General features: G+C 56.2%; 12 protein-coding genes. 7 read left to right on the top strand and 5 right to left on the bottom strand.

Annotated elements, in window-relative coordinates; all coding sequences use genetic code 11:
- Positions 1-45 precede the first annotated feature (45 nt).
- From damX to trpS, 5 genes are all read left to right on the top strand, one after another.
- The gene (damX, locus tag ENTMO_RS0122170) at positions 46-1,344 is read left to right on the top strand and encodes a cell division protein DamX (protein WP_010436367.1); all 1,299 of its coding nucleotides are present in this window, start codon (positions 46-48) and stop codon (positions 1,342-1,344) included.
- Between the two features lie 67 nt (positions 1,345-1,411).
- The gene (gene dam, locus ENTMO_RS0122165) at positions 1,412-2,224 is read left to right on the top strand and encodes an adenine-specific DNA-methyltransferase (RefSeq protein ID WP_010436364.1); all 813 of its coding nucleotides are present in this window, start codon (positions 1,412-1,414) and stop codon (positions 2,222-2,224) included.
- 41 nt (positions 2,225-2,265) lie between these two features.
- Complete coding sequence (gene rpe, locus ENTMO_RS0122160; protein WP_010436362.1) at positions 2,266-2,943, top strand: ribulose-phosphate 3-epimerase; 678 nt, start codon at positions 2,266-2,268, stop codon at positions 2,941-2,943.
- Positions 2,936-3,697, top strand: a complete 762-nt coding sequence (gph, locus tag ENTMO_RS0122155) for a phosphoglycolate phosphatase (RefSeq protein WP_010436360.1) — start codon at positions 2,936-2,938, stop codon at positions 3,695-3,697. The genes rpe and gph overlap by 8 nt, the downstream gene beginning before the upstream one ends.
- Positions 3,690-4,694, top strand: coding sequence for a tryptophan--tRNA ligase (trpS, locus tag ENTMO_RS0122150; RefSeq protein ID WP_010436358.1), 1,005 nt, complete (start codon positions 3,690-3,692; stop codon positions 4,692-4,694). The genes gph and trpS overlap by 8 nt, the downstream gene beginning before the upstream one ends.
- Before the next feature lie 143 nt (positions 4,695-4,837).
- Here the strand turns inward: trpS and ENTMO_RS0122145 are convergent, their stop codons facing one another.
- The 4 genes from ENTMO_RS0122145 to nirB form a co-directional block, all read right to left on the bottom strand.
- Positions 4,838-5,008 carry a YhfL family protein gene (locus ENTMO_RS0122145; protein ID WP_008503029.1) on the bottom strand — a complete coding sequence of 57 codons (171 nt, stop codon included), beginning with the start codon at positions 5,006-5,008 and terminating at the stop codon, positions 4,838-4,840.
- Positions 5,009-5,150: 142 nt separating this feature from the next.
- The gene (gene cysG, locus ENTMO_RS0122140; protein ID WP_010436355.1) at positions 5,151-6,524 is read right to left on the bottom strand and encodes a siroheme synthase CysG; all 1,374 of its coding nucleotides are present in this window, start codon (positions 6,522-6,524) and stop codon (positions 5,151-5,153) included.
- Between the two features lie 135 nt (positions 6,525-6,659).
- Complete coding sequence (gene nirD / locus ENTMO_RS0122135) at positions 6,660-6,986, bottom strand: nitrite reductase small subunit NirD (RefSeq protein ID WP_010436354.1); 327 nt, start codon at positions 6,984-6,986, stop codon at positions 6,660-6,662.
- Positions 6,983-9,526 (bottom strand): nitrite reductase large subunit NirB, encoded by a 2,544-nt coding sequence (gene nirB / locus ENTMO_RS0122130; protein WP_010436352.1) that lies wholly within the window; start codon positions 9,524-9,526, stop codon positions 6,983-6,985. Before nirB ends, nirD begins: the two co-directional genes overlap by 4 nt.
- Positions 9,527-9,765: 239 nt before the next feature.
- On the opposite strand from nirB, the gene ENTMO_RS0122125 reads away from it, so the two are divergent.
- Positions 9,766-11,082 (top strand): cytosine deaminase, encoded by a 1,317-nt coding sequence (locus ENTMO_RS0122125; RefSeq protein ID WP_010436350.1) that lies wholly within the window; start codon positions 9,766-9,768, stop codon positions 11,080-11,082.
- Positions 11,083-11,085: 3 nt separating this feature from the next.
- Here the strand turns inward: ENTMO_RS0122125 and tsgA are convergent, their stop codons facing one another.
- A complete protein-coding gene (gene tsgA / locus ENTMO_RS0122120) occupies positions 11,086-12,270 on the bottom strand; it encodes an MFS transporter TsgA (protein ID WP_010436348.1) in 1,185 nt (394 codons plus the stop codon).
- A 278-nt stretch (positions 12,271-12,548) separates the two neighbouring features.
- On the opposite strand from tsgA, the gene ppiA reads away from it, so the two are divergent.
- Positions 12,549-13,121 carry a peptidylprolyl isomerase A gene (ppiA, locus tag ENTMO_RS0122115; protein WP_010436347.1) on the top strand — a complete coding sequence of 191 codons (573 nt, stop codon included), beginning with the start codon at positions 12,549-12,551 and terminating at the stop codon, positions 13,119-13,121.
- Positions 13,122-13,170: the final 49 nt, after the last annotated feature.

Below are 13,170 nucleotides of genomic sequence, written 5' to 3'. Positions count from 1 at the left end.
GTGAAATGCAAAGTCGTTGGCATAAGCCTTTGAGTGGGGTGTTAAATGGATGAATTCAAACCAGAAGACGAGCTGAAACCCGATCCCAGCGATCGTCGTACTGGTCGTTCTCGTCAATCTTCAGAACGTGATAACGAGCCGCAGATCAACTTTGACGATGTTGATCTGGATGCAGACGATCGTCGCCCTTCACGCAGCCGTAACGCGCGTGATGAGCGAGAAGAAGAGGATTATGAGTCCGAAGAAGATTCAATGGACGAAGAGCCTGTAGAGCGTCGCCCGCGTAAACGTAAAAAAGCGGTAGCGGCGAAACCGGCTTCCCGCCAGTACATCATGATGGGGCTGGGCGTTCTGGTACTGCTGCTGCTGATTGTCGGCATTGGTTCCGCGCTGAAAGCACCCTCAACGAATTCAGCCGATCAGACGGCTTCTACCGAGAAGAGCATCAACCTGTCAGGTAACGATGCGACCGACCAGGCAAACGGTGCGCAGCCTGCACCGGGTACCACGTCTGCAGAGCAGACTGCGGGTAATACAACGACTCCGCAGGATGTGTCTTTGCCGCCAGTCTCTTCTACCCCGACCGAAGGGCAGGCAACTGCTACGCCAGAGGGCCAGCAGCGTGTAGAGGTTCAGGGCGATCTGAACAACGCACTGACGCAGCCTCAGAACCAGGATCAGATGAACAACGTGGTGGTCAACTCTACCCTGCCAACTGAACCTGCAACCGTCGCGCCGATTCGCGGTAGCAATGCACAACCGCAAGCAACGGCAACCGCGTCGACAACGGAAACCAAACCGCGCCAGACGCAGACTGCACCGCGTCAGGAACGCAAACAGGCCGTGATTGAGCCGAAGCGTGAAAGCAAGCCGCAGACTGTGGCTAAAGCGCCTGAAGTGAAAGCGCCAGCGCAGACCAAACCTGCAGTGAGCGAGCCGGTGAAAGCGCCAGCGGCAACAGCAGCGCCAAAAGCGACAGCAACCACGACGGTACCTGCAGCGACGGCAGCACCAACTGCAACGGCAACCACTTCCAGCGCAGCAGCAGGTAAAACGGCAGGCAACGTGGGTTCTCTGAAATCTGCGCCATCCAGCAATTACACCCTGCAGCTGAGCAGTTCGTCTAACTATGACAACCTCAACGGTTGGGCGAAGAAATCAAATCTGAAAAACTACGTTGTTTATCAGACGACCCGCAACGGGCAGCCGTGGTATGTGCTGGTGAGCGGTGTTTATGCTTCTAAAGATGAAGCGAAACGCGCCGTTGCAACGCTGCCCGCTGATGTCCAGGCGAAGAACCCGTGGGCGAAGCCGATTCATCAGGTGCAGGCCGATCTGAAGTAATGTTTAAAGCGCAGGATGCTGTCGGAGCTTTCTCCACAGCCGGAGAAGGTGTAATCAGTTAGTCAGCATGAAAAAAAATCGCGCTTTTCTGAAATGGGCAGGGGGGAAATACCCCCTGCTCGACGATATTAAAAAGCACCTGCCGAAAGGCGAGTGTCTTATCGAGCCCTTCGTGGGCGCTGGATCGGTATTCCTGAATACCGATTTTTCTCGTTATATCCTGGCGGATATCAACAGCGACCTTATCAGCCTCTATAACATTGTTAAGCTGCGTACCGATGAGTATGTGGAAGAGGCGCGGAAGCTGTTTACCCCTGAGAACAACCATCCTGACGTTTACTATCAGTTCCGCACTGAGTTTAATCAGAGCCAGGAGCCGTTCCGTCGCGCACTGTTGTTCCTCTACCTCAACCGCCATGGCTACAACGGCCTGTGCCGGTATAATCTGCGCGGTGAATTTAACGTGCCGTTTGGTCGCTACAAGCGTCCTTACTTCCCGCAGGATGAGTTGTACCACTTTGCTGAAAAAGCGCAGAATGCAGAATTCCACTGTCTCTCCTATGAGGAGTGCATGGAGCTGGCTGGCGTAAACTCGGTCGTCTACTGCGACCCGCCTTACGCCCCGCTCTCTGCGACGGCGAATTTTACCGCTTATCACACCAACAGCTTCAGCCCTGCCGAGCAGGCGCGTCTGGCGGAGATGGCGGAAAAGCTGGTCAGCAAAAGAATTCCGGTGTTAATTTCGAATCACGATACCCCTGATACGCGCGAATGGTACAAAGCCGCGAAGCATTTTCAGGTCAAGGTGCGGCGTAGCATTAGCAGCAACGGCGGCACACGTAAAAAGGTGGACGAACTCCTGGCTCTTTATCGCCCCTGAGCCGTTTTGCCCGCCGGTAAATACATTTCAAGGAGATGCGGATGAAACAGTTTTTGATTGCTCCCTCAATTCTGTCGGCCGATTTTGCCCGCCTGGGTGAAGACACCGCCAACGCACTGGCGGCTGGCGCGGATGTCGTCCATTTTGACGTTATGGATAACCACTACGTTCCCAATCTGACCATCGGTCCTATGGTGCTCAAGGCGCTGCGTAGCTACGGCATTACCGCACCGATTGACGTGCACCTGATGGTAAAACCGGTTGATCGCATCGTGCCTGATTTCGCCGCGGCGGGCGCCAGTATCATCACTTTCCACCCGGAAGCCTCCGAACACGTTGACCGCACGCTGCAGCTGATCAAAGAGAACGGCTGTAAAGCGGGCCTGGTCTTTAACCCGGCTACGCCGCTGAGCTATCTCGACTACGTGATGGATAAGCTGGACGTGATCCTGCTGATGTCCGTTAACCCGGGCTTTGGCGGCCAGTCGTTCATTCCTCAGACGCTCGATAAACTGCGTGAAGTGCGCCGTCGTATTGACGAGTCAGGTTACGATATTCGTCTGGAAGTGGATGGCGGCGTGAAAGTAAATAACATTGGTGAAATTGCGGCTGCGGGCGCGGATATGTTCGTTGCAGGCTCTGCGATTTTCGACCAACCGGATTACAAAAAAGTCATTGATGAAATGCGCCGTGAACTGGCGAAGGTAAGTCATGGATAAATTGCAGGCAACCCGGGGTATAGCATTTGACCTCGACGGCACGCTGGTCGACAGCGCGCCTGGCTTAACGAGCGCCGTCGATCAGGCGCTGTATGCTCTCGAATTACCCGTTGCGGGCGAAGAGCGCGTGGTAACGTGGATTGGCAACGGCGCAGATGTGCTGATGGATCGCGCCCTGACCTGGGCTCGTCAGGAACGCGCATCGCAGCGTGCTGCGCAGGGTAAACCGAGCGTCGATCACGCCGACATTCCTAAAGATGAGCAGCTGCGTATTCTGCGTAAACTGTTCGATCGTTTCTACGAAGAGACCGTTGAAGAGGGCAGCTTCCTGTTCCCGGATGTTGAACAAACGCTGAGCGCACTTCACGCCAAAGGCATCCCGCTGGGTCTGGTGACGAACAAGCCGACGCCGTTTGTCGAACCGCTTCTGGAAGCGCTGGATATCGCGAAGTATTTCTCCGTGATTGTGGGCGGCGACGACGTGCAGAACAAAAAGCCGCACCCGGAACCGCTTCTGCTGGTGGCAGGAAAATTATCCTTAACGCCTGCGGAGCTGCTCTTTGTCGGTGATTCCCGTAATGATATTCTGGCTGCCAGAGCGGCAGGCTGTCCTTCCGTGGGATTAACCTATGGCTACAACTACGGTGAGGCCATCACGCTGAGTGAGCCGGATGTCGTGTTCGACCACTTCAAAGATTTGTTGCCCGCACTCGGGCTTTCGCACAGTGAACATCAGGAATTGAATAATGACTAAGCCCATCGTTTTTAGTGGCGCACAGCCGTCAGGTGAATTGACCATTGGTAACTACATGGGTGCGTTACGTCAGTGGGTCAGCATGCAGGATGACTACCATTGCATTTACTGCATCGTCGATCTGCATGCGATTACCGCGCGTCAGGATCCTGAGAAGCTGCGCAAAGCCACGCTGGATACCCTGGCTTTATATCTGGCCTGCGGTATCGATCCAGAGAAGAGCACCATCTTCGTTCAGTCTCATGTGCCAGAGCACGCACAGCTGGGCTGGGCGCTGAACTGCTACACCTATTTCGGCGAGCTGAGCCGCATGACCCAGTTCAAGGATAAATCCGCGCGCTACTCTGAAAACATCAACGCCGGTCTGTTTGACTATCCGGTGCTGATGGCGGCTGACATCCTGCTGTATCAAACCAACCAGGTGCCGGTGGGTGAAGACCAGAAGCAGCACCTTGAGCTGAGCCGTGATATCGCCCAGCGCTTCAACGCGATTTACGGCGATGTGTTTAAAGTGCCAGAGCCGTTCATTCCAAAATCCGGTGCGCGCGTAATGTCGCTGCTGGAGCCGACCAAGAAGATGTCCAAGTCAGATGATAACCGCAACAACGTTATCGGCCTGCTGGAAGACCCGAAATCGGTGGTTAAAAAGCTCAAGCGTGCGGTGACCGATTCCGACGAGCCGCCTGTTGTGCGCTACGACGTGCAGAACAAAGCGGGCGTCTCCAACCTGCTGGATATCCTCTCCGGTGTCACCGGCCAGAGCATTCCTGAGCTGGAGCAGCACTTCGAAGGCAAAATGTACGGTCACCTGAAAGGTGAAGTGGCAGACGCCGTTTCCGGCATGCTGACCGAGCTTCAGGAGCGCTATAACCGCTATCGCAACGACGAAGCCTTCCTGCAGAAGGTTATGAAAGACGGCGCGGAAAAAGCCAGCGCGCGCGCGTCCGAAACCCTGAAAGCGGTGTACGAAGCAATTGGATTTGTCGCGAAACCTTAGGTAAAAGCAAAACGGTAACCACGTTACCGTTTTTAGGGTTTATTCCCTCTCCCTGTTGGAGAGGGCCAGGGTGAGGGCATCAGGCCGCACCACCAAAACTAAAAAACCGGGAAATCCCCGGTTTTTTTACGCCTGAAAATCGCTTACTGCTGCGCCGCCGGGCCGCAGCCACCGATGATCTTCGAAATGGAGATCGCCGGGTGCAGCAGGTAATCATAGCTGCAGTTATTTTTGGTGTTTTGCACGTGACCGGTGCAGGCGGTCAGAGTCGATAACAGGCCAACCAGAACGGCGGCTTTTGCCAGTTTGAACATACGCATTCCTTGTCTTGAAACTTAAATTGGATGTAACACGAGGGAATAAATGGAAAAGTTCCATTTCAGGGCGGTATGTTATCGACAGCGGTAACAGGGGAGTAGTCCGGTTAAGGACTACTCGAAGAAGGGCGGATATGCGTTAGTGATTAGAGAACCAGTTGAGTTTTTCGCGCAGTTCAACCACACGGCCAACAATAATCAGCGCCGGACTCTCTACCTGCTGCGCCAGTTCACCAAGCTGCGTCAACACACCATCCACCACGCGCTGCGTAATGGCGGTACCGTTTTCCACCAGCGCGACGGGTATATCTGCCTCCATGCCGTGTTCCAGCAGTTTCGCCTGAATAGTCGCGGCCTGGTTAAGCCCCATATAGAACACCAGCGTCTGCTTTTCGGCAGCCAGGTTGTGCCAGTCCAGCTCGCTGCCGGTTTTCAGGTGCCCCGTCACCAGACGCACGCTCTGGGCGTAATCACGGTGGGTCAGCGGAATGCCAGAGTAGGCTGAACACCCGGACGCCGCCGTAATGCCCGGCACGACAGAGAACGGAATGCCCGCGTTGCACAGGGTTTCCAGCTCTTCGCCGCCCCGGCCAAAGATAAACGGATCGCCGCCCTTAAGGCGCACCACACGCTTACCTTTTTGCGCTTCACGCAGCAGGATCTGGTTGATCTCCTCCTGGGGCACGCAGTGGTAGCCCGCGCGTTTGCCGACGAACACGCGGTCGGCGTCGCGGCGCACCAGATTCATAATGTCATCGGAGACCAGGCGATCGTAAACCACGATATCGGCCTGCTGGATCTGCTGCAGCCCTTTCAGCGTCAGCAAACCTGCATCGCCGGGACCTGCGCCCACCAGCACCACTTCACCGCGGTGATCCAGCGGTTCGCTTAGCAGCTGTTCGGTCGTCTCTTCAACGGCTTTCGCGTCCTGATTCGCCAGAGACTGTGCCAGCCTGTCGTTAACAAAGAATTTCTCCCAGAAGCGGCGACGCTCGCCCACGGTGGAGAAAGTTTGCTTCACGCGGGTACGAAGCTGCCCGGCGTAATGGGCTATCTGACCAAGATGCTGGGGCAGCACGGCCTCCAGCTTTTCCCGCAGCAGGCGGGCGAGAACCGGCGAGCGACCGCCGGACGACACTGCGATCATCAGCGGCGAACGGTCGATAATCGACGGCATGATGAAACTGGCCTCGTTCGGCGCATCCACCACGTTACAGAAGATACGGCGCGCTTCGCAGGCGTCACTGACGCGCTGGTTCACTTCATCGTTATCCGTCGCAGCGATGGTCAGCCAGCAGGTATCCAGCAGGGATTCATTAAACTCACCCTGTTCCAGCGTGAGCATCCCTTCCTGAGCCCAGACCTCAAACTGTGGGGCGAAGTCGAGGGCGTTGACGGTGAGTCGGGCGCCAGCCTCTAACAGCAGGCGCGCTTTGCGTTCAGCCACGTCGCCGCCGCCCACGAGCAGGCAGTCGCGGTTGCGTAATTGACAAAAAATCGGCAGGTGATCCACGACGTTACCTCGCAGCATTCATGGAGGGGGTAATAATTGACGTCAGGATAACAGCAGGAATCGCACAGAACATACGGTTTTTCCTGCCGTTACCCATAAGGGGTCATAAGCTTTTCGTATTGAAAAGGCGGGGGATTAGCCTTTCAACTGCACCTTACCGTCCTTCACGCGGGCGTCGTAGTGCTTCACGGAGACATTTTCATCTTCCATGCAGCGTCCGTCAGTTAAGCTGAAGCGCTGCTTTTTCAGCGGGCTGGCAACCCACAGTTCACCCTGATGCTCGGCAATCAATCCGCGGGAGAGCACGCTGGCCTCGAAGAAAGGGTCAATATTGCTGATGGCATAAACCTGTTCATCGTGGCGAGGGCGGAAAATCGCGACCTGCTCGCTGCCCATAAGCGCACATACGCCGGTGGCGGGGATAATGTCGTTAATATCGCAAATGTTTATCCACTGGCTCATGCGTTTTCCTCCACCAGCGTCACTGGGATGCGTTCATACGGCGTTGCCGGGCGATGCTGTTCACGCTCCGGCACTACCTGCACGTTCGGGTCGCGCTGGGTGCTGTTGATAAAGTGTTTGAAGCGCGTCTGTGCCGCAGGCGTGTTCACGGTTTCAGTCCACTCGCAGATCACCGCCTCTCGCAGGCGAGCCATTTCGGCTTCCAGCTGTTCGTTCAGGCCCAGCTTATCGTCGATGATGACGGACTTCAGGTAGTCGATGCCGCCTTCCAGGTTATCCAGCCAGGAAGCGGTACGGGTCAGCTTATCGGCGGTGCGGATGTAGAACATCATGAAGCGGTCGAGATACTGAATCAGCGTGTCGCGGTCAAGATCCGCGGCCAGCAGGTCTGCGTGGCGTGGCTTCATCCCGCCGTTGCCGCAGACGTACAGGTTCCAGCCTTTCTCGGTGGCGATGATCCCCACGTCTTTACCCTGCGCTTCCGCACATTCACGGGTACAGCCGGAGACGCCAAACTTCATTTTGTGCGGGGTGCGTATGCCTTTGTAGCGGTTCTCCAGCTCCACGCCGAAGCCCACGCTGTCGCCCACGCCGTAGCGGCACCAGGTGGTGCCCACGCAGGTTTTCGCCATACGCAGCGCTTTGGCATACGCGTGGCCAGTTTCAAAGCCCGCTTCAATCAGCTGACGCCAGATTTCCGGCAGGTCGTCCTTCTGAGCGCCAAACAGGCCGATACGCTGGGAGCCGGTGATTTTGGTGTACAGGTTAAATTCACGGGCGATACGGCCCACGGCCACCAGCCCTTCTGGCGTGATTTCGCCACCGGCGGAACGTGGGATAACGGAATAGGTCCCGTCTTTCTGAATGTTCGCCAGGAAGTTGTCGTTAGTGTCCTGCAGCGGCGTGTGTTCCGGCTTGAGCACGTATTCGTTCCAGCAGGAGGCCAGCAGGGAGCCGACGGTCGGTTTACACACTTCACAGCCGTAGCCCTGGCCATGCTTCGCCAGCAGTTCGTCGAAGGACTTGATGCCTTCCACGCGGATCAGGTGGTACAGCTCCTGGCGAGAATACGCGAAGTGCTCGCACAGGTTGTTGTTCACTTCGATTCCCTGTTTCGCCAGCTCGGCGTTCAGCACCTGAGTGACCAGCGGAATACAGCCGCCGCAGCCGGTACCGGCTTTGGTTTCCGCTTTCAGCGCCGCCACGGTGTGGCAGCCCTTGTTGATGGCGGAAATCAGCATGCCTTTGGTGACGTCGAAGCAGGAGCAAATCTGCGCGCTGTCGGGCAGTTTATCCACCCCGATAGACGGCTTGCCGCTGGAGGCATGCGCCGGGAGGATCAGCGCGTCCGGGTTCTCCGGCAGCTCGATGGCGTTCAGCACCAGCTGGAGCAGGTTGCCGAAGTCGCTGGTATCGCCCACCAGTACCGCACCGAGCAGGGTTTTGTTGTCCTGGCTGACGATGAGGCGTTTGTAGACTTCTTTGCTTTCGTCGAGGTAGACGTAGCTGCGGGAATTCGGGGTACGACCGTGCGCATCGCCAATACCGCCTACGTCCACACCCAGCAGCTTCAGCTTGGCGCTCATGTCTGCGCCGGTAAACGCGTTTTCGGTGCCGAGAATGTGGTCAACGGCGACCTGCGCCATTTTGTAACCCGGCGCGACCAGACCGTAAACGCGGTTGTTCCAGCTGGCGCATTCGCCGATGGCGTAGATATCCGGATCGGAGGTTTGGCAGGCATCGTTAATCATGATCCCGCCGCGCTGCGCCACGGCAAGGCCGCACTGGGTCGCCAGCTTGTCGCGCGGACGAATACCGGTGGAAAAGACGATAAAGTCCACTTCCAGCTCGCTGCCGTCGGCAAAGCGCATGGTTTTGCGCGCTTCTGTGCCTTCCTGCACGATCTCTTTGGTGTTCTTGCTGGTGTGAACCTTCACGCCCATGCTTTCGATTTTACGGCGCAACTGGTCACCACCCATGTGGTCCAGCTGTTCGGCCATCAGCATCGGGGCAAATTCGATAACGTGGGTTTCAACGCCGAGGTTTTTGAGCGCGCCAGCCGCTTCCAGACCCAGCAGTCCGCCGCCGACCACCGCGCCGCGCTTGCTTCGACGGGCGCAGGATTCAATGGCGTTGAGGTCTTCAATGGTACGATAAACGAAGCAATCCTGCGTTTCCGAGCCTTTGATAGGCGGGATCCACGGATAGGAGCCCGTCGCCATGATCAGCTTGTCGTAAAAAACCGGACGCCCGGCGCTGGAGTGGATCACTTTTTCCTGACGGTTGATGGTGATAGCGCGTTCGCCCACCAGCACTTTTACGCCATGCTTCTCGTAGAAACCTTCACGCACCAGAGAGAGCTCTTCGGCGGTATGATGGGAGAAGTAGGAAGACAAGTGCACGCGGTCGTACGCCTTGCGGGGTTCTTCACAGAACACGGTAATATCGAAACGGTCGGCGTCGGCTTTATCGAGAAGATCCTCAATAAAGCGGTGGCCGACCATGCCGTTACCGATGATAGCGAGTCTGACTTTGCTCATTTTTGCCTCGATTTCTTTTCTATTACTGCCTACCTTAACGATTCAGCAGGGGCACTTATTGATGCAAATCAAATACGCCTTCACCTACCCACAAGGTGGTATATGACTGATTTGTCAGGATTTTTATAAGTTATGGAATTTGCTGGCTTTTCGTATTCGTTTATTTTGTGTACAAAATAGAGTGCGTTTTTTGAAAATGCGTACTCCTAAATATCAGCCGTGTTTTTCGGGAGAAAGGTATGTCTACAACACCGCTTTGGCTTGTCCAGAATGTTCGCTTACCGGGTCGGGAAGGGCTGTGGCAAATCGCCATCGAGAACGGTCGTTTTGGTGATATCACACCAATGGATGATACCCATGCCGAAAGTTACGAAATCCTGAATGCGCGCGGCGGGCTTGCGATCCCGCCGTTTATCGAGCCGCATATTCATCTCGATACCACCCAGACGGCGGGGGAGCCAAACTGGAACCAGTCCGGCACTCTGTTCGAAGGTATCGAGCGCTGGGCCGAGCGCAAGGCGCTGCTCAGCCATGAGGATGTGAAAGCGCGCGCCTGGAAAACGCTGAAGTGGCAAATCGCCAACGGCATCCAGTTTGTCCGCACCCATGTGGATGTCTCTGATCCGACGCTCACCGCCCTGAAGGCGATGCTGGAGGTGAAGCAGGAGGTCGCGCCGTGGGTGACGCTGCAAATCGTCGCATTCCCGCAGGAGGGGATCCTCTCCTATCCGAACGGCGCGGCGCTGCTGGAAGAGGCGTTAACGCTGGGGGCCGACGTGGTGGGGGCGATCCCGCACTTCGAGTTCACCCGTGAGTATGGCGTCCAGTCGCTGCATATCGCTTTTGATCTGGCGAAGAAATATGACCGCCCGCTGGATATTCACTGCGACGAAATTGACGACGAACAGTCGCGGTTTGTCGAGACGGTGGCGACGCTGGCATATGAAGCAGGCATCGGTCCGCGCGTGACGGCCAGCCATACTACCGCCATGCACTCCTACAACGGCGCGTACACCTCGCGGCTGTTCCGCCTGCTGAAAATGTCAGGGATTAACTTCGTCGCTAACCCGCTGGTGAACATCCACCTGCAGGGGCGCTTTGATGACTACCCGAAACGCCGCGGCATCACCCGAGTGAAAGAGCTGCAGGACGCGGGCGTTAACGTCTGCTTTGGTCACGATGATGTGTTTGACCCGTGGTATCCGCTCGGGACTGGCAATATGCTGCAGGTACTGCATATGGGACTGCACGTCTGTCAGGTGATGGGCTATCCGCAAATCGACAACGGCCTGAACCTGATTACCCATAACAGCGCCCGGACCTTTGGCCTGAGCGATTACGGCATTGAAACAGGAAACCCGGCGAATCTGATTATTCTGCCTGCGGAGAGCGGGTTTGAAGCGGTACGCTGTCAGGTGCCGGTGCGCTGGTCGATTCGTCAGGGACGCGTGATTGCCACGACGCAGCTGGCGCAGACGTGGATCCAGATGGATGTCGGGGGAGAAGAGGTGAGCTTTGCCAGAAACAGCCCCTCTGCCGAGCGCAAAGGGGCGTAGACGTTAGTGAGACGCCGCTGCGACGTTGTGCTGGCGGTGGCGGGTCACGAAGCCCAGGATGAAGCACATGATGAACACCACGGCATACAGACCGTTCGCGGTGTGCAGCGCCGCCAGCGGACCGCTGTGGGCGACAATCGGACCCGTCACCACGAAGGTCAGCATGGTGCCGATGGTGCCGCAGGTCAGGACGAAGTTAACCAGCTTCGGCGAGGCCACTTTGGTCTGCAGGGAACCCAGGGTGATGATCGAGGTATAAATGGCGCTGGAGAAGAAGCCCAGGGTCAGAATGAACCACGGCATATGTTCCGGCGAACCATTGATGAACAGATACATCAGCACGGTCGCCATGCCCGCCAGCACGGTCAGAATACGCTGCAGGTCGAAGAAGCGCAGGATGAAGCTAAACGCCCACATGCCGAACATGTAAGACATCCAGAAATCGCTCACCAGTTTACCCGCGTCGTTCAGGCTCATGCCCAGCCCTTTTGCGTATTCCGGTACCCAGGAGATAAAGCCCAACTGGCCCAGGATGTAGCACAGGGCGGCAACGGAGAGGAACAGCACGCCGATGCCCCACTTTTCTTTCACAACGGGCTCTGCGGTAGTTTGCGCTTTCTTGCCCAGTACCGGGAACTCACAGCCGAAGGTCAGGATAAAGATCGCCACGTAGACCAGACCGATGCAGGCATAAACCCAGTACCACTCGATGCTGCGTGCCAGCAGAACGGCAGCCACCATCGGGAAGATCATACCGGCCATGCTGAAGAAGGAGTCGGTAAACAGCAGGCGCGCGCCGCGCTGGCGGCCTTCATACATATGGGTAATCAGGAACGTACCGATCGACATGGTGATCCCGCTGACCAGACCGAGCACGAACATGGCGGCGGAGAACAGCGCGATGCTGTGGCTCAGCATCAGGCCCGCCACGGCGGCGACCATCAGCACAAAACCAAAGCGCAGCTGGGTTTTCAGTGGCACAATTTCCATCAGCCAGGCATTCAGGAAGATAGAGATCAGGATCCCCGCGTTGAGGAAGGTAAAGGTGTTACTCATGCTGGAAACGGGCAGCTGGAAGTAGTCTGCGATATTTCCCATCACCATCCCGGTGACGATCACCAACGCGCCGGTCAGGGCGTAGGAGAAGAAGCTGATCCATGTGAGCTTGATGCGATTGCTGTTAGTCATGTCTGGCCTGTTCAGAAAAAGAAAAGCGCCGGGAAGGCGCTGAGAGCGGGCAGATTTTAGACTCGAAAGTGATCTAATTAAATCTTTTCAGAAAATATTGATCACATTTGCATATTTTTGTGTGATGCAGATCACGTAAAATGGCGCCATTACCAATCGTTTGCGCGGTAACAACTGTTTCAATTTCGTAAAATTAGGTAAAAGGCTGGTCTCCGTTCATACTGCTCTTTAGAATCAAGCCATTCGCTTTTTATACTGCGCTTTGTTAAGGAATTCTCATGCTCAAATCAACACTGGCGGCTGTTGCAGCTGTGTTTGCTCTTTCTGCCGTTTCCCCTGCTGCGCTGGCAGCCAAGGGTGACCCTCACGTCCTGCTGACCACCTCTGCCGGGAATATTGAGCTGGAACTGAACAGCCAGAAAGCCCCTGTTTCTGTGAAAAACTTCCTCGACTACGTGAACAGTGGGTTCTACAACAACACCACTTTCCACCGCGTGATCCCGGGCTTTATGGTGCAGGGCGGCGGTTTCAACGAGCAGATGCAGCAGAAGCAGCCCAACCCGCCGATTAAAAACGAAGCGGACAACGGCCTGCTGAACAAGCGCGGCACTATCTCCATGGCGCGTACCGCAGATAAAGACAGCGCGACCAGCCAGTTCTTCCTCAACGTGGCGGATAACGCCTTCCTTGACCACGGCCAGCGCGACTTTGGCTATGCCGTCTTCGGTAAAATCGTGAAAGGGATGGACGTGGCCGACAAGATTTCTCAGGTGCCTACTCACGACGTCGGCCCGTATCAGAATGTCCCGTCAAAACCGATCGTTATCCTTTCCGCAAAAGTTCTGCCGTAACGCTTCTGAACGCGGGTTTCTTCTGCCCGCGTTATGTAGCCCTCCCTGC

The organism is Enterobacter mori LMG 25706 (assembly GCF_000211415.1).
GTDB lineage: Bacteria > Pseudomonadota > Gammaproteobacteria > Enterobacterales > Enterobacteriaceae > Enterobacter > Enterobacter mori.
Note: the sequence above shows the minus strand (reverse complement) of the source record. Positions and strands in the feature narration are given on the sequence as shown.